At 58.3% G+C, this 16,095-nt stretch carries 17 protein-coding genes; 8 read left to right on the forward strand and 9 right to left on the reverse strand.

Translation table 11 applies throughout. The annotated features are described in order from the left end of the window. Positions 1–380: 380 nt before the first annotated feature. The 5 genes from nadA (at position 381) to rpoS (ending at position 4,965) form a co-directional block, all read left to right on the forward strand. Positions 381–1,298: a quinolinate synthase NadA gene (nadA, locus tag JHD62_RS04585; protein ID WP_199101957.1), complete on the forward strand. Its 918-nt coding sequence runs from the start codon at positions 381–383 to the stop codon at positions 1,296–1,298. Positions 1,299–1,405: 107 nt separating this feature from the next. Continuing rightward, positions 1,406–2,149, forward strand: coding sequence for a 5'/3'-nucleotidase SurE (gene surE / locus JHD62_RS04590; RefSeq protein ID WP_199101958.1), 744 nt, complete (start codon positions 1,406–1,408; stop codon positions 2,147–2,149). Next, a complete protein-coding gene (locus JHD62_RS04595) occupies positions 2,134–2,802 on the forward strand; it encodes a protein-L-isoaspartate(D-aspartate) O-methyltransferase (protein WP_045846604.1) in 669 nt (222 codons plus the stop codon). Before surE ends, JHD62_RS04595 begins: the two co-directional genes overlap by 16 nt. A gap of 76 nt (positions 2,803–2,878) precedes the next feature. Beyond that, positions 2,879–3,970 (forward strand): peptidoglycan DD-metalloendopeptidase family protein, encoded by a 1,092-nt coding sequence (locus JHD62_RS04600; protein ID WP_233160633.1) that lies wholly within the window; start codon positions 2,879–2,881, stop codon positions 3,968–3,970. Between the two features lie 47 nt (positions 3,971–4,017). After that, entirely contained in the window at positions 4,018–4,965 is a 948-nt protein-coding gene (gene rpoS / locus JHD62_RS04605; RefSeq protein ID WP_199101959.1) for an RNA polymerase sigma factor RpoS, read from the forward strand. Positions 4,966–5,110: 145 nt separating this feature from the next. On the opposite strand, the gene JHD62_RS04610 is transcribed toward rpoS, so the two are convergent. The 3 genes from JHD62_RS04610 to JHD62_RS04620 are packed head-to-tail and all read right to left on the reverse strand — an operon-like array spanning position 5,111 to position 8,902. Continuing rightward, the gene (locus JHD62_RS04610; RefSeq protein WP_199101960.1) at positions 5,111–7,072 is read right to left on the reverse strand and encodes a DUF3488 and transglutaminase-like domain-containing protein; all 1,962 of its coding nucleotides are present in this window, start codon (positions 7,070–7,072) and stop codon (positions 5,111–5,113) included. Then, positions 7,069–8,019 carry a DUF58 domain-containing protein gene (locus tag JHD62_RS04615; RefSeq protein WP_233160635.1) on the reverse strand — a complete coding sequence of 317 codons (951 nt, stop codon included), beginning with the start codon at positions 8,017–8,019 and terminating at the stop codon, positions 7,069–7,071. Before JHD62_RS04615 ends, JHD62_RS04610 begins: the two co-directional genes overlap by 4 nt. Next, complete coding sequence (locus JHD62_RS04620; protein ID WP_199101961.1) at positions 8,003–8,902, reverse strand: MoxR family ATPase; 900 nt, start codon at positions 8,900–8,902, stop codon at positions 8,003–8,005. Before JHD62_RS04620 ends, JHD62_RS04615 begins: the two co-directional genes overlap by 17 nt. Positions 8,903–8,997: 95 nt before the next feature. On the opposite strand from JHD62_RS04620, the gene JHD62_RS04625 reads away from it, so the two are divergent. Then, the gene (locus tag JHD62_RS04625) at positions 8,998–9,957 is read left to right on the forward strand and encodes a histone deacetylase family protein (RefSeq protein ID WP_045846609.1); all 960 of its coding nucleotides are present in this window, start codon (positions 8,998–9,000) and stop codon (positions 9,955–9,957) included. 61 nt (positions 9,958–10,018) lie between these two features. Here the strand turns inward: JHD62_RS04625 and plsY are convergent, their stop codons facing one another. After that, complete coding sequence (gene plsY / locus JHD62_RS04630; protein ID WP_062789095.1) at positions 10,019–10,645, reverse strand: glycerol-3-phosphate 1-O-acyltransferase PlsY; 627 nt, start codon at positions 10,643–10,645, stop codon at positions 10,019–10,021. A gap of 72 nt (positions 10,646–10,717) precedes the next feature. Between plsY and JHD62_RS04635 the strand changes: the two genes are divergently transcribed. Beyond that, positions 10,718–11,077, forward strand: a complete 360-nt coding sequence (locus JHD62_RS04635; RefSeq protein WP_045846611.1) for a dihydroneopterin aldolase — start codon at positions 10,718–10,720, stop codon at positions 11,075–11,077. 112 nt (positions 11,078–11,189) lie between these two features. Beyond that, a complete protein-coding gene (locus tag JHD62_RS04640; RefSeq protein WP_199101962.1) occupies positions 11,190–11,618 on the forward strand; it encodes a PaaI family thioesterase in 429 nt (142 codons plus the stop codon). Between the two features lie 66 nt (positions 11,619–11,684). Here JHD62_RS04640 and JHD62_RS04645 read toward each other — a convergent pair whose 3' ends face one another. From JHD62_RS04645 to erpA, 5 genes are all read right to left on the reverse strand, one after another. Beyond that, complete coding sequence (locus JHD62_RS04645) at positions 11,685–12,071, reverse strand: group II truncated hemoglobin (protein ID WP_199101963.1); 387 nt, start codon at positions 12,069–12,071, stop codon at positions 11,685–11,687. A gap of 3 nt (positions 12,072–12,074) precedes the next feature. Then, entirely contained in the window at positions 12,075–13,274 is a 1,200-nt protein-coding gene (purT, locus tag JHD62_RS04650) for a formate-dependent phosphoribosylglycinamide formyltransferase (RefSeq protein ID WP_062789094.1), read from the reverse strand. Positions 13,275–13,351: 77 nt separating this feature from the next. Beyond that, positions 13,352–14,608, reverse strand: coding sequence for a D-amino acid dehydrogenase (locus JHD62_RS04655; protein WP_199101964.1), 1,257 nt, complete (start codon positions 14,606–14,608; stop codon positions 13,352–13,354). 110 nt (positions 14,609–14,718) lie between these two features. Continuing rightward, positions 14,719–15,582, reverse strand: a complete 864-nt coding sequence (locus tag JHD62_RS04660; RefSeq protein ID WP_199101965.1) for a CheR family methyltransferase — start codon at positions 15,580–15,582, stop codon at positions 14,719–14,721. A 75-nt stretch (positions 15,583–15,657) separates the two neighbouring features. Continuing rightward, positions 15,658–16,008 carry an iron-sulfur cluster insertion protein ErpA gene (gene erpA, locus JHD62_RS04665; protein ID WP_159874944.1) on the reverse strand — a complete coding sequence of 117 codons (351 nt, stop codon included), beginning with the start codon at positions 16,006–16,008 and terminating at the stop codon, positions 15,658–15,660. Positions 16,009–16,095: the final 87 nt, after the last annotated feature.

Genomic DNA, 16,095 nt, shown 5'->3' on the forward strand with positions numbered 1-16,095 from the left:
CTGTTTGAATACATGGACTTGCAAAGGCAAATCCAGCTTGATACTTGTATGTTGCGATAGTATTGTGCAATGCACAATAAGGACAAACGAGCATGCGTCATGACGTGACAGGACTGATCGGCCAAGCACAGCCTGTGCAGAATGACACCGACATGCTGCCGCAGACCTTGCCGCCTCATGTTGACCTCGGGCAAGCGCACCCCAGATGAATTTTATAGCAAAGACCGCCACCGTCCGCGCATCGCACACAAGCTGGCGGTGGTAATCGCACTGCAATATTGCTACCCTTGACGGTTCAGCAGTCCACGGGAACTGCATTGCAACATATCAATTCAGCTCGCCTGCATCACGTTAAGCAGAGCGGGCAGGAGTCAGCCATCATGACGAAGCGCGTCGTCACCCTTGCCCACTACTACACCCAGCCGGAAATCCAGCAAATGGCTGACAAGGTGGGCGATAGCCTGGAACTGTCGCTGTATGCCAAGGAAGCCAACGCCGACATCATTGTGTTTGCCGGTGTCCGTTTCATGGCAGAAACCGCCAAAATCCTCAATCCGCAGGCTGAAGTCATTCTGCCGGATGCAGGCTCCACCTGTTCGCTGGTCACCCAGACCGATGTCACTGCACTCAAGGCATGGCGTGAAAGCCACCCGGACCATGTCCATGTGTCGTACATCAACTCCAGCGCAGAACACAAGGCACTGTCAGACTGGATTGTCACCAGCCGCAATGTGGACGACATCATTGCCCACCTGTATGCCAAAGGCAAAAAAGTCATTTTCTCGCCGGACCGCAACATGGGCGGCTACCTGAACGACCAATACGGCTACGACATGCCGCTGTGGTCGGCCGTGTGTGAAGTACACGACAAGTTCAACGAAGCAGCGCTGGATGAAGCATTTGCCGCCGCAACGGGTGAAAAATACCTGATTGCCCACCCGGAAAGCCCGTTGCCGGTACTGAAAAAGGCCGATTACGTTGGCTCCACCTCCGGCATGCTGAACTGGGTAAAAGCCTTCAAGGGTGATAGCAAGGCCGTCATCTTTGTCGCAACCGAAGACGGCATCCTGTACAACATGGGCCTGGCCCGCCCTGACCTGGACCTGCGGCAGGCCCCCATCTACGCCGGTTGCCAGTGCAACTCCTGTCCTTACATGAAGATGAATACCATCGAAGCGGTCAAACGCGCCCAGCAAGGCGAGGGTTTGCGCATCGACTACCTCACGGCGGAACAAATGGATGCAGCCCGCATCCCGATTGAACGCATGCTGGAATTCAGCCAGCGCTACTACGCCTGATCAGACCAACCCGCTGCGGCGGGTTTTTCTTTGTCTGAATGTGCTGCAATGGTTTCCCAGCACTCCCTCGCAGCGATACAATCATGCGTCCAACCCGGAAGCAGAGCATGAAGTTCCTCATCAGCAATGACGACGGTTATTTCTCACCCGGCATACGGGTACTGGCGGAAACCCTGGCACGCCATGGCGAAGTCGTCGTGGTCGCCCCGGAACGCGACCGAAGCGGCGCCAGCAATTCGCTCACCCTGGACCGCCCCCTGACCGTCCGCCAGGCAGCCAACGGCTTTTATTATGTCAATGGCACTCCCACCGACTGCGTTCACCTGGCAGTGACCGGCTTGCTGGATTTCCGTCCGGACATGATCTTCAGCGGTATAAACCATGGCCCGAACATGGGCGATGACACCATTTACTCCGGCACCGTCGCCGCCGCCAGCGAAGGCTTTTTGCTGGGCATTCCCTCCATCGCCGTCTCACTGGCCGGCTATAGCGGCAAGCACTTCGATACTGCAGCACTGGTGGTGGAGCAACTGCTGGAACACCATCGACAATATCCACTGAGCAGCCCCGTGCTGCTCAATGTCAATGTCCCGGACATCCCTGCCAACGAGCTGCAAGCGCTGCAAGTCACCCGTCTGGGGCACCGGCATCATGCCGAACCGGTCATCAAAGCCAAGAATCCCCGTGGAGAAACGATATACTGGGTAGGCCCGGTGGGAGCGGCACAAGATGCCGGGCCAGGCACCGACTTTGCGGCCATTGCAGGCAAGCATGCCTCGCTGACTCCGCTCATGCTCGATCTAACTGCATTTGGCCAAATGGACGGAATCAATACATGGCTTCATCCGTGACACAAGACAGCCAAGCCTATGGCATGCTGTCTGACCGTACCCGCAAACGCATGGTGGAGCGCCTGCGACAATCCGGCATTCAGGACGAACGTGTCCTTGGTGCCATGTCTGATGTGCCACGTCACCTGTTTGTCGATCAGGCATTGGCAACACGCGCCTATGACGATGTATCCCTCCCCATCGGTCATGGCCAGACCATTTCGCAGCCGCTGACCGTAGCGCGCATGACTGAAGTGCTACTTGCCGGTCGCAAGCCTGGCAAGGTGCTGGAAATCGGCACGGGATGCGGCTACCAGACAGCCGTATTGCTCAAGACCGGGGCTGAAGTGTATTCGATTGAACGACTCTCGGCCCTGCTGGACAAAGCAAGACGGAATCTGCGTGCAGCCAAACTGGTTCACGCCCGGCTGGTTCATGGTGATGGTCACTTCGGGCTACCGGAAGCAGCACCGTTCGAAGGCATCATCATGACAGCGGCGGCTCGCAACATTCCGGAAGCACTGGTCGAACAATTGGCAGAAGGCGGCAGGCTGATCATGCCGGTCGGTGAAGCCGAGCAGTATTTGTGGCTGCTGGAGAAGACCACGCAGGGTTTGCAAAAGACCAGACTGGACCCGGTCAAGTTTGTACCACTCCTGCCCGGTCGTAACTAATTCTTGCAAAAACACAACACATACCAAGTGTAAATGTTTACAAACCTCAATTAACTGACATATAAAATCCATAGGCATGCATAAACAGCATTCAAAGCATTGGCTGACCGCATCGTTAACCTCCGTTGTTCTGGCAGGTTGCAGCAGCATGGCGCAACAGGCAGCACCGGTTGAGTCAGCCCGCCCCGCTCCGGTGGCAACGATAACGAGCACGACCAGCAAGCCCCAGGCACCAGTTGCAGCAGACACTGCCGTGGCAACGCCCTACAAGAGCGGCAGCGGACTGACTGCCAAGAAATTGGGCAATGATTCAGCAGAAAAGACACATGTTGTTCAGGCAGGTGAAAACCTGTTTCGCATTTCGCTGAATAATGGTTTGAAATACAAAGATGTTGCTGCATGGAATAATCTGTCAGACAACAATATCAAGGTTGGTCAGGTGTTACGTCTGACGCCACCGGCCAATAATGAAGCCCAGCCCCAACCCGTCCTGAAACAACAAACGACGGTACCGGCAACAGAACAACCAAAACCAGAACAAGCCACCATAGAAAGTGGTAATCCTGCCGCTGGCAGCAAAAATTATCCGAAGGCACTGAAACTGCCTTATTCGGAAGAAACTGCCAAAACACTGGCACAACAGAGCGAAGGAAGTGGCAATAAAAAGACAATGCCACCCAAAGTAGCTGCGATGACGTCCGCAAACAGTCAATCCGACAAAAAGGACAGTAGTACTCCAGCTGCAATATCGGAAAATAAGAACAAAATTGAAGAAAAATCTCAGGCAACAACAAGTGAAGATGCAGTCGCCTGGGGTTGGCCAACCGAAGGAAAAGTGATACGCGGTTATTCGGAAAGCAATAAAGGTGTCGATATCAGTGGTCGTGCAGGTCAAAGTGTCATAGCTGCAGGCGATGGCAAGGTCGTTTACAGCGGAAATGGCTTGAGGGGCTACGGTAAACTCATCATCATCAAGCACAACAAGACTTTTCTGTCTGCATACGCTCATAACAGTCAGTTGATGGTCAAGGAGGGCCAGTCTGTCAGGAAAGGGCAAAAGATTGCCGAAATGGGTAATACTGATGCCGATCAGGTAAAACTGCATTTTGAGATCCGCCGCTTCGGGAAACCGGTTGATCCGATGCAGTACCTAGACAACAAGTCCTGAACAGAGGTATTTCCCTCTGCCAGGATCCACCGTAGCGGGGGGAAATAATGAACCAAGACAGCGATATCCTCGAAGAAGAGGAAGTTCTTGAAGAAGAAGTTGCCGAAGACGTTGCCGCTGAAGCAGAAACCGAAGAGGCTGCCGAACGTCAGAGCGTGACCGAGGAAGTGGCCGATGTCACCCAGATTTACCTTAACGACATCGGAAACAATGCCTTGCTGACACCAGCCCAGGAACTGGAACTGGCACGCCGTGTAGTCACTGGCGATTTTGATGCCCGTCAGAAAATGATCGAGCACAATCTGCGTCTGGTGGTCAATATTGCCAAACATTACATCAATCGCGGCCTTGCGCTGCTTGATCTGATCGAAGAGGGCAATATCGGGCTGATGCATGCACTGGAAAAGTTTGATCCGGAACGCGGCTTCCGTTTCTCAACCTATGCAACGTGGTGGATTCGTCAGAGTATCGAACGGGCCATCATGAACCAGTCACGCACCATCCGTCTGCCGGTTCATGTCATCAAGGAGCTGAACGTCTACCTGCGTGCTTCCCGCCAACTGGAAAGCCGGATGGGACGTGAACCGACACTGGAAGAAATTGCCCAGCATGTCGGCAAACCGGTGGAAGATGTGCGCAAGGTCATGAATCTGAACGAACGCATGGCTTCACTGGATGCCCCGCTCGACATTGACCCGATGCTGTCCATTGGTGAGTCCATCCCTGATGAACAACATGAAGAGCCTGAAATCCAGTTGCATAACAACCAGCTGGAACTCTTCGTCAAGGAATGGCTGGCACAGCTCAATGACAAGCAGTGCATGGTGATCGAGCGCCGCTATGGCCTGAACGGTCATGAAATCTGCACGCTGGAGGAGCTGGCTGCTGCGCTTAACCTGACCCGGGAACGCGTGCGCCAGATTCAGATAGAAGGGCTGGAGCAACTGCGTCGCATTCTGCGCCGCAAGGGTATTTCACGCGATTTTGTCCTGTAAACATCGCGCTTTACCAGCCCTGCCAACCGCAGCATGACCCCGCCCGTAACGGCGGGGTTTTTGTTTGTCTGCGACAAGACACACGACTAGTATCCTCAGGCAAACGTCGCCGTAGTCCTCCCCGAAATCCGGTACATTCATTCACTCAGCTGTGCCGCCTTTGCTTGCGAGCCTGCTGCGCAAAACGGCGCACTTGCCCAAGCCAGGCCTGCACTTGCCTGACTGGCAATTCTGCATGCCGATAACGCATGGCGGCATACTCCTTGAGCAATTGCTTGAGCAGGACACGCACGTCCTTTGGCAGATGCGCAGCCTTGTTAAGCATGTCCAGCGGCCCGTCACTGGGCAGAATCGTGATGCCGTGACAGTGCAATGCAGCCACCAACAAGTTGCGGCCCACTTGCAATGGTGCCATCGCGGGTCGCCTGCGCCACCACCACAACAATGGCAACAAACCCAGAGCACCACCTAAAAGCAATGCGCGCAAGACGGCTGCGGCATCCACCGCCTCACCAAGGCCCAGCAAACGGTACAGATTGAGCTGTCGGGTGGCATCGTAGCCCACCACCCACTGCTGCCAGGCAAAGCCGGCAGCCTGCCAGCTTTGCTGCAGAGGCAGCAACCAGCCAGGGATACGGCTGCCCATCAAGGGCATGGCAGGCTGCAATGAGGGAATGCTTTGGCTGACACCATCACTGACCCGTTGTGGCGCAACCGCCGCCGTCGGATCGACCCGCAGCCACTCACCGCTTTCCTTCAACCATACTTCGACCCAGGCATGGGCATCTGAGGAGCGCACTTGCCAGAACCGGCCAACCGGGTTGTACTGCGCGCCCTGGTAACCGGTAACTACCCGGGCCGGAATGCCAGCAGCCCGGGCCAGGAATGCAAAGGCCGAGGCGTAATGCTCGCAAAAGCCCTGACGGCTGGAAAACAGGAAGGCATCGGTCGTGTTGTCACCTTCCAGCAAGGGCGGCGTCAAGGTATAGCGATAACCGTTCAGACGGAAATGCAGCAGGGCCTCGTGCACAAAACCGGCATCATCCTGACTTTGCATGCGCCATTGCATCGCCAACTGCCGACTGGCCGGATTGCCCGGAGGCAGGCGGCGGTAGAAATCCTGATCGCTCTGGCTCAGAGACTGGCGGTAATGACTGCCAAGCAGGCTTGCAGCATCGATGCGCACCATGTCATCGCTGTCACTGGCCAGGCGCAATAGCCGGCCCGGCTCCAGCACGCCGCCTCCGGGTGCTTGCAAAGGGTACTCCAGCAAGGGGAGCCGGGAGCGGACGGGCTTGCCGGTCAAACGGTAAGGAATAAGCTGACCGCCTTGCAATTGCACAGTCTCTTGCTGCAAGCCATGTACGTTCTGCCAGCGACGGCCATCAAAATCGTCCAGGATCATGATGCGCCAATACATCTGGCTGACGGCTGGTGCCTGGCCGGAAAACACCACTGAAAATGCGGCATCTTCACGTTGCACCAGCTGGCTGATACTGCCTGGCTCCATGCTGTCGGACAGGCCGGTCTGCGCGATATGACTATCGTGCGGCATGCTCCACAAGGGGCCGGGCAAACGCGGCATCACCACAAACAACACCAGCATCAGCGGCAAGGACAGCAACAAGGCTTGTACCGCGGTGCGGGCACTGCCTGATGGAATATCCCCGGCCAGTCGCAACATGGCCCAGGTCAAGGCGAGCAGGCTGATGACCAGCCACAACGCGGACCAGGGGCTCTGATCGAATAACAAGGGGATGGCGCTCAGGAAAAAACCCAGCGCCAGGACGACTTGCCAGTCACGCTGCTGGCGGGACTCAAAAACCTTGAAGCCCAAGAGCAGGATCAACAATGCTGCTCCACCTTCCCGGCCAATCAGGGTATTCAGATTCAGCCATACACCAGCCGCTGCCAACACCAGCAAGGGCAGAAGCACAGCCAAACCAGGCAAGCGAGACTGGCGCAGCAGCAGGCATGCGCGCAGCAACAGCATGAGCTCGACCAGGGCCGGTAACCAGAACGGCAGATAGAACAACAAGGGGACGATGACCAGCGCCACGGCCAGTAGCACCGCCATTTCAGCGAGGCGGAACAAAGAATGTTTCATGATGGCAGTGAGCAGTTGGCCAGTGCGGCCAATGCCCTTTCCCGTTGACCTGCCTGCGGTTCGATCACCGTATCGGGCAAACGCACGCGATAGCGCTGGCCGGCCTTCTCGCACTGCAACAGGCGCCAGCACAAACGGGACAGCCGGGTTTCCACGTCCAGTGATGCCGGGTAATCCTGCCAGGCCAGCTCGTGCACGGCATGGCCACGCGGCTGGCTGACAAAGCGTTTGCTGGCCAATACATCGCGCCGCGCCAGCATGCTCCAGGCAATCTGGCGTGGCGTATCGCCCGCCTGATATTCAGCCAGATGGGAAAAATCCTCCTCATCCTCTCCCCCACTGCGCCCTTTGCCCGCTTGCAAGCCATCAGCATGACGGATGTGGTCTGGCAAAGGGTGTGGGTAGGCCAGCACAGTGGCGTCAGGGCGCCACCAGGAGAAGGCACGAATCAGGCCAAAAGGAGCGGTGCTCCATATTTGCAGCACCGGATAAGCATGCGGCCCACGCCGATTGAGCAACAGCGGAATGCTGACCGACTGCTGGCCACCCGCCGGTAGCTGGCAATGTACAGCGCTTTCTCCTGCTTCTGCCCACAGATGTATTTGTCGCTCCACACCAGCCTGATTGATCAGCAATAGACGGCAGTTGGCCACCTGCCCAAGAAAAGTGTTTTCCCCGGCTTCCACCTGCAATTGCAGGCCGGCCAATTGCCGGTAGGCCATCAGCACGGCAAGCAACAACAGGCTGATGATCCAGAATGCCAGCCCGTAAGCCAGGCTGACCGCGTAATTGAGCGCGCCCACCCACACTGCAGCGGCCACCAGCAACAACAGCAAACCAAAACGGGTGGGCAGCAGATAGATACGCCGCTGGCTCAGCCGGCAGACCGCCTCCTGCGGCAGACGCCGCCACCACCAGCTACGCAGGCGCTTACGGAATGGCAACATGGTCGAGCAAGGCGGTGAGGCTGGCCGTGGCATCCCCGGTCAAACCCAGACGATGGCCGGCCACTGCCGGGAAAATGGCTTTAACATCTTCCGGCAATACGTGGTCACGCCCTTCCAGCATCGCCCATGCCCTGGCCGCGGACAGCAAGGCCAGCCCGGCACGCGGACTCAGGCCGGTCAGGAAACTGCTTTCCTGCCGGGTAGCCTGCAATAGTGCCAGCACATAATCAGCCAGATCGGCAGTGACCGTCAGCGCGGCTGCCTTCTGCTGCAGTTGCAACAAACCATCGCCCTGCAAGCAGGGAGTCATGTCTGCCAGCAAGCTGCGCCGGTCTTGTCCCAGCAGCAATGCCCGCTCGGCATCGGCTGCAGGATAGCCAAGCGAAATCCGCATCAGGAAACGGTCCAGCTGCGACTCCGGCAACGGAAAAGTCCCCAGCTGCTCGGACGGGTTCTGGGTGGCAATCACAAAAAACGGCTGGGGCAGCGGATGACTTTCACCATCAATCGAGACCTGACGCTCTTCCATGGCTTCCAGCAAGGCAGATTGCACCTTGGGCGAGGCACGGTTGATTTCATCGGCCAATAACAGCTGGCTGAATACCGGTCCCTGGTGAAAGCGGAAGCTGCCACTATCGCGCTGGTAGATATTGACGCCGAGAATGTCGGCAGGCAGCAGGTCGCTGGTGAATTGCACACGCTGGTAATGCAACCCCAGTACCGCCGCCAGACCATGGGCAAGCGTGGTTTTCCCCACGCCGGGCACGTCCTCGATCAGCAGGTGGCCCCGGGCGATCAGGCAGGTCAGCGCCAGCCGGACGGCGCGAGACTTCCCCAGGATAAGCGTGTTCAGTTGACGATAGGCAAGGCTGAGTGATTGCATTTGGACCCGGTTGCGCGCAGTATTTATCGAAAATACATAAAGATAAAACTCGCGTCCATTGTACGCAAACAATCGTACGCAACAAGGAAACGCTCGTGTTAACTTGGCTCAAAAACCGTCTACAGAGAAACGGACTCACTGCCTACATCACCCATTCTGTCTGCCTGCAGCACAATATGGGGGTGGGCCACCCGGAATGCCCGGAACGCCTGGTTGCCATCAAGGATCAACTGATGGCCGCACAGATTTACGACAGCCTGCATGAGGTGGAAGCACCGGAGGTCACCGAGCAGCAATTGGCCCGGGTGCACCCGCCACGCTATGTGGAATACATCGAGGCCTGTGCGCCATCGGTTGGCACCTTTCGCATGGACCCGGACACCGCCATGGCACCGGGCACCTTGCCTGCCGCACGTCGCGCCGCCGGCGCGGTAATCAAGGCGGTGGAAATGGTGTGCGAGGACAAGGCACCCAATGCCTTCTGTGCCATTCGCCCGCCCGGCCACCATGCCGAGCACGACAAGGCGATGGGATTCTGCTTCTTCAACAATATCGCCGTCGGCATTGCCCATGCGCTGTCCACCTACAAGTTCGAACGGATTGCGGTGATCGACTTCGACGTGCATCACGGCAACGGCACCGAAGACATCTTCCGTGACGACCCGCGCGTGATGATGGTGTCCATCTTCCAGCACCCCTTCTACCCTTACTGCGGTGACAACCCGGTAGGGCCGAACATGGTTAACGTGCCGCTGAAGGCGGGCAGCACCGGGCGGGAATTCCGCGAAGTGGTGGAAAACGTGTGGCTGCCCAGCCTGCACGACTTCCAGCCGCAGATGATCTTTATCTCTGCCGGGTTTGATGCCCACCGCGAGGATGATATGGGTTCACTGGGACTGGTGGAAGCGGATTATGAATGGGTGACCCGCCACCTGATGCAGATTGCCGACCAGTATGCCGATGGCCGCATCGTCTCGGTACTGGAGGGCGGCTATGACTTGTCCTCGCTGGCGCGCAGCGTAACCGCCCATGTGAAGGTACTGTCCGACGGCTGATGGCCAAAGGCTGCAAAAAAAGCCACCGCATGCGGTGGCTTTTTGGTTTGTCGGCAAGCGACTAATTGCCCTTTTTCTCGGCCTTCTCGCCAATCTTGCCTTCCTGCCCGGTCAACAGCTTGATCAGGTTGGATTTGTGGCGGTGAATCACCAGGATGGCAATGATGATGCAGGTGCCAAAATACGGCGAGGACGGCTGCACGATGAAATAGGCATACACCGGCACCATCACGCAGGCCACGATGGCGGACAGCGAGGAAATCTTCACCACAAAAGCCATGAACAGCCAGGTGGCAATGGCGGCCAGTGCCAGCCAGATATTGAAACCGAACAGCACGCCCACCGCGGTGGCCACACCCTTGCCGCCCTTGAAGCCGAAGAATACCGGCCACATGTGGCCGATCAGCACCGCCAGTGCCGACATGGCAATGGCCTGCTCGCCCAGTCCGTATTGCGGGCCGAACCAGGCCGTCAGCGCCACTGCCACCCAGCCCTTGGCTCCATCACCCAGCAAGGTCAGCACGGCGGCAAGTTTCTTGCCGGTACGCAACACATTGGTGGCACCGGGGTTGCCCGAGCCGTAGCTGCGCGGGTCGGCCATGCCCATGGCCTTGCTCACGATCACGGCAAAAGACAGCGAGCCCAGCAGGTAGGCCGCAACAATGAAGGCAAATGCTGTCGTGGTCATGGTGTATCCATTAGAATAGAAGGCTTCGGATTTTACGGTATCGGGCGACAAAGCCCAACTCCCGGCATAGCAATGGACATCATTTTCCTGCGCGAAGTACGCGCCGACACCATTATCGGTGTTTATGAGTGGGAGCGGAAAAATCCGCAAACCATCGAAATCGACCTGGAAATCGGCATTCCCAGTGAAGTGCCCTGCCACACCGACAATATCGGCGACACCATTCACTATGGCGTGGTGGTGGAACGCTTGCGCAAGGCACTGTCGGAACAGCACTTCCTGCTGCTCGAAGCGCTGGCCGAATATATCGCCAAGGTGATTCGTGAAGACTTTGGCGCGCCCTGGGTACAGGTTTCCGTCACCAAGCTGGGAATTTTACCCGGCGTGCGCCGCGTTGGCGTGCTGATCGAGCGTGGTCACCGTCCGCGCTGATTTTTTCAGGACAGATTGTCCGGTGGCCTTCATGCGCTGTCTGACGGTCGCAAATTGACGTTAACGTAATGGTCATGCAGCATGTGTCTCTGCCTTTTTTCAGAGAAACCTCATGAGCCAGATCAGCGTTGCAGAATTCCAGGCCTTGATCGACAGCGAACTGCCGCTGGTCAAACTGTTCGGCATGCGTACCGAGGACATTGCCCATGGCACCGCCCGCATGCGCATGCACTTCAACCCCGACCTGATCCGCCCCGGTGGCACCATTGCCGGCCCGGCCCTGATGGCACTGGCCGATGCCACCCTGTATGCCGTGGTACTAGGCATGATAGGCAAGGTGGAGCTGGCAGTGACTACCAGCCTGAATATCAATTTCCTGCGCAAGTCGCCGCAGGAAGATGTGATTGCCGAAGGCCGCATCCTCAAACTGGGCAAACGCCTGGCCGTGGGTGAAGTGCTGTTGTACTCTGCGGGCAGTGACGAGCCGGTGGCACATGTCACCGGCACCTATTCCATTCCGCCGTTGACCGACAACAGATAAACAAAAACCCTCTGCCGGCAATTACCGCGCAGAGGGTTATCCGGTTACGTTGAATCAGACCGGCGCTTACCCTTCCTGATTGCGCATGAAGTCTGCGGTGTTATAGAAGGCTTCCAGCAGCTTGGCCTTGAGCCAGTCCTCCACCAGCAGTTCGTTCACTGCCTGGGTCATGCACTGCATCCACTGGTCGCGCATTTCCCCGTCCACGGCAAACGGCATGTGGCGCATGCGCAGGCGCGGATGACCAAACTTTTCCATATACAAGCCCGGCCCGCCCAGCCAGCCGGACAGGAACATGAACAGCTTTTCGCGCGAACCGGCCAAATCAGCCGGATGCATGTCGCGCAGCACCTTGACCGAAGGGTCGCTGTCCATGATGTCGTAGAAGCGGTTGGTGAGCCAGCGCACCACGCCTTCACCACCCATCAGCTCGTATGGCGTCATTTCCTGCATGGCTCAGTCCTTTACCGGCTTGACCAGCGAGGCGGCCAGCAAGGCACGCTCACGCGCGGTAGCCACATCATCAGCCTGCGCCACCGCCACGCCCATGCGGCGGCGGACAAAGCTTTCCGGCTTGCCGAACAGGCGCAGGTCGGCACCCGGCACCGCCAGTGCTTCGGCCACGCCTTCAAAGGCAATGCCCTGCTCTTCCATGCCACCGTAAATCACCGCCGAGGCACCGGCGCTGCGCAGGCTGGCATCCACCGGCAGGCCCAGAATGGCACGCGCATGCAGCTCGAATTCGGAGAAGCGCTGGGTAGCCAGTGTCACCAGCCCGGTATCGTGCGGGCGCGGGCTGACTTCGGAGAACCATACCTGATCGCCCTTGACGAACAGCTCCACCCCGAACAGGCCACGTCCGCCCAGCGCATCGGTTACAGCCTTGGCCATTTCACGGGCGCGCAGCAGTGCCAGTTCGCTCATCGGCTGCGGCTGCCAGCTTTCCACGTAGTCGCCGTTCTTTTGCAGATGGCCGATGGGGTCGCAGAAGTGGGTGGCAATACCGCCCTGACCATCGCTGGCACGCACGGTGAGCTGGGTGATTTCGTAATCAAAGTCGATAAAACCTTCGACAATCACCCGGCCCTTGTCAACGCGACCGGCACTGACGGCATATTCCCAGGCTTTGGCCACATCATCCGGGCCACGCAGCAGCGACTGGCCCTTGCCGCTGGAGGACATCACCGGCTTCACCAGGCAGGGGTAGCCGATACCGGCGTCGATGGCCTGCTGCAATTCGTCCAGCGAGGAAGCAAAGGCAAACGGCGAAGTGGGCAGGCCCAGCTCGTCCGCCGCCAGACAGCGGATGCCTTCGCGGTTCATGGTGAGGTTGGTAGCACGGGCGGTGGGGATTACCTCGGCCAGACCGTCAGCCTCGATGCGTAGCAGCTCTTCGGTGGCAATGGCTTCGATTTCCGGCACGATCAGATGCGGGCGCACCTGCTCCACCAGAGCACGCAGTGCGGCGGCATCCGACATATTGATGACATGGCTGCTGTGCGCCACCTGCATGGCCGGAGCGCCGGCGTAGCGGTCTACCGCAATGGTTTCCACCCCCAGGCGCTGCAATGCAATGACAACTTCCTTGCCCAGCTCGCCGCTGCCCAGCAGCATGACACGCAGCGCAGTGGCGCTGTGCGGGGTTCCGATACGCATGGTCCGACTCCAGTTAGAAAATGAAATAATGCAGGCCGGCATTTTAGCATTGCTGCCCTGCTACCCGCTGCGCCGGATCAAACACCCTGAAAGGCAAAATCGATGGGTGGGGTACGGCCGCTGATGATTTCCGCCAGCGCCCTGCCGCTGCCCGCGCCTTCGGTCCAGCCCAGCGTGCCGTGCCCGGTATTGAAGTAGAGATTGGGATAGCGGCTGCGGCCGATCAGCGGCACATTGCCGGGCGTAGCCGGGCGCAAGCCGCTCCAGAACTCGGCGGCGTCCCAGTCGGCCACCTCGGGCATCAAGGCCTGGCCGCGTTTGATCAGCGCCTGGCAGCGCACCGCATTCAGGCTGCTGGAGTAACCGGCCAGCTCCGCCGTCCCGGCAATGCGTAGCCGCGTGCCCAGACGCGAGATAACCACCTTGTAGGCTTCGTCGGTAATGCTGGCCAGCGGGGCCGTGGCCGGGTCGCGCAGGGGCAAAGTGGCGGAATAGCCCTTCCATGGGTAGATGGGCAGGCGCAGCCCCAACGGTGCCGCCAGCAAGGGCGAATAACTGCCCAGCGCCAGCACGTAGGCGTCGGCAGTCACACGGCGGTAATTACCCTCCGGCAGATTGACCGACACGCCGCTGATGCGGCCATTATCAGTTTCCAGCGCATTGATGCGGGTATTGAAACGGAACTCCACCCCGGCACGCGCCGCATGCTCGGCCATGGCGCAGGTATACAGATGCACATCCCCGGATTCGTCCGACGGGCAGTAGCTGGCACCGGCCAGCGTGGGAGCAATGCCGGCCAGTGCCGGCTCGATGCGTGCCAGTTCTTCACGGCTGATGATGTGCTTGTCCATGCCCAGCTCGCGCATTTGCGCGGCCACATGGGCGGCCTCGTCCAGCTGGCGCTGGGTATGAAACAAGGACACAATGCCGCGCGTTTGCTGCTGGTAATCCAGGTTCAGCTCAGCACGCAGCATTTGCAGGGTATCGCGACTGTAGCGGCCCAGCGCCAGCATCTGGCGCATATTGCGTTCGGCACGGCTGGCGCGGCATTCCAGCAGGAACTGCCAGCACCAGCGCCACTGGGCCGGGTCCAGCCGCAGGCGGAACAATAGCGGGGCATCATCGCGCAATAGCCACTGCAGGATTTGCCAGGGGGCGGCCTGGTTGGCCCAGGGCTCGGACTGGCTGACGGAAATTTGCCCGCCATTGGCGAAACTGGTTTCACGTGCCGGCCCGCTGGCGCGGTCCAGCACCACTACCTCATGCCCTGCACGGGCCAGAAACCAGGCGGTGGATACCCCCACCACGCCTGATCCCAGCACAGCTACCTTCATGTTGACTCCAGCAGACGTGACAACGGGCAAGTCATGCTTGCCCGTCCGGCTCAGCCGATTGAGACCCCGGATACTACGCCGCAGCGCAGCAGGGCTCAATGGGGGAAACGCTACTTTTTCGGTGTGTGCTGATACACCGTCTTGCCGCGCAGCTGGAAGTAGTCCGAGGCGAAATAGAAGTTTTCCGAGTGGCCGACAAACAGCAGGCCATCAGGCTTCAGTAGCGGGGCAAACTTTTTCAGCACGGCAAACTGGGTGTCGCGATCGAAATAAATCATCACGTTGCGGCAGAAAATGGCATCGAACTGCTTGCGCAGTGCCCAGTTGTTTTCGATCAGGTTCAGGCGCTGGAAGGTAATCATGTTGCGCAGCACCGCCTTGGCCTGATAGGTGCCATCCGGCAGTTTGTCGAAATACTTGTGCGCATGTCCGGGCGGCAGGCGGGCAATCTTGTCTTCCGGATAAATACCCTTGCGGCCGGTTTCCAGCACGCTGGTATCCAGGTCGGTGGCCATGATGCTGATGGCAGGCTTGCCGGACAGCGGGAAGGCCTCCAGCGCGGTAATGGCCAGCGAATACGGTTCTTCGCCGGTGGAGGATGCCGCGCACCAGATGGACAGCTCACTGGCACCTGCCGCCGCCCTTTGCTTGAGGTGATCCGCCAGAATCGGGAAGTGGTGTTCTTCGCGGAAAAAGAAGGTGAGGTTGGTGGTGAGGGCATTCACAAACTGCTCGAACTCGCGCTTGCCGGAGACCGACTCGAGATAATCCACATAGGCGGCAAAGGTGGCCAGCTTCAGCTCACGGATGCGTCTTACCAGGCGGCCGTACACCATGTCCTTCTTGGACGGGTTCAGCGAAATACCGGCTTCCTTGTAAATCAGTTTGCGAATACGCTCGAAGTCCGCATCGCTGAAACTGAATTCACGGTTGAATTCAACCTTGGGCAACACCAGTGGTGGCACTTTATTCATCTTGTTTCCCCCGATACAAAAAAACCCGGACTGAGTCCGGGTTTTCATTCTACTCCTGTTTGTCTGCCCGCCGGTTTACACCGAGAAGGAAGAACCACAACCGCAGGTGGTGGTGGCATTCGGGTTACGAATGACAAACTGGGAGCCTTCCAGGCTTTCCTGATAGTCGATCTCCGCACCCACCAGATACTGGTAGCTCATCGGGTCGACCAGGAAAGTGACACCGTCTCTCTCTATAGCGGTATCGTCCTCATTGGCGATTTCGTCAAATGTAAAACCGTACTGGAAGCCGGAGCAGCCACCACCAGTCACGAACACACGCAGTTTCAGGTCAGGATTGCCCTCTTCCGCGATCAGGTCCAGCACCTTGTTGCAGGCGCTGTCGGTAAAGTTGATCGGGGTCGGCATTTCGGTAGTCTCGGACATGGTTCACCTCGCAAATCGATTTCGGCCTCGCAGCCATTCACCTACTATTTTAGTCGGATATCAGGGCGAATGGCCAATATTCAATCA

The organism is Aquitalea sp. ASV11, assembly GCF_016429185.1.
Classification (GTDB): domain Bacteria; phylum Pseudomonadota; class Gammaproteobacteria; order Burkholderiales; family Chromobacteriaceae; genus Aquitalea; species Aquitalea pelogenes.